This is a genomic window from Mycobacterium sp. NGS51 (assembly GCF_059812525.1).
Genome location: NZ_JCALCV010000065.1, coordinates 1 through 455, shown reverse-complemented (window position 1 = coordinate 455; position 455 = coordinate 1). Strand labels below are relative to the sequence as shown.

Annotated in this window: 1 rRNA gene; it reads right to left on the bottom strand. The window is 58.2% G+C overall.

Annotated features, from left to right (window positions below):
• Positions 1-449, bottom strand: a 16S ribosomal RNA gene (locus tag AC5Y5W_RS24985); the annotation flags it as partial.
• Between the last annotated feature and the right edge of the window lie 6 nt (positions 450-455).

Sequence of the window (455 nt, the reverse complement as noted above, 5' to 3'; positions counted from 1 at the left end):
AGCTTCGTCGATGGTGAAAGAGGTTTACAACCCGAAGGCCGTCATCCCCCACGCGGCGTCGCTGCATCAGGCTTGCGCCCATTGTGCAATATTCCCCACTGCTGCCTCCCGTAGGAGTCTGGGCCGTATCTCAGTCCCAGTGTGGCCGGACACCCTCTCAGGCCGGCTACCCGTCGTCGCCTTGGTAGGCCATCACCCCACCAACAAGCTGATAGGCCGCGGGCCCATCCCACACCGCAAAAGCTTTCCACCACACCACATGCATGGCATGGTCCTATCCGGTATTAGACCCAGTTTCCCAAGCTTATCCCGAAGTGCAGGGCAGATCACCCACGTGTTACTCACCCGTTCGCCACTCGAGTATCTCCGAAGAGACCTTTCCGTTCGACTTGCATGTGTTAAGCACGCCGCCAGCGTTCGTCCTGAGCCAGGATCAAACTCTCCAAACAAAAACC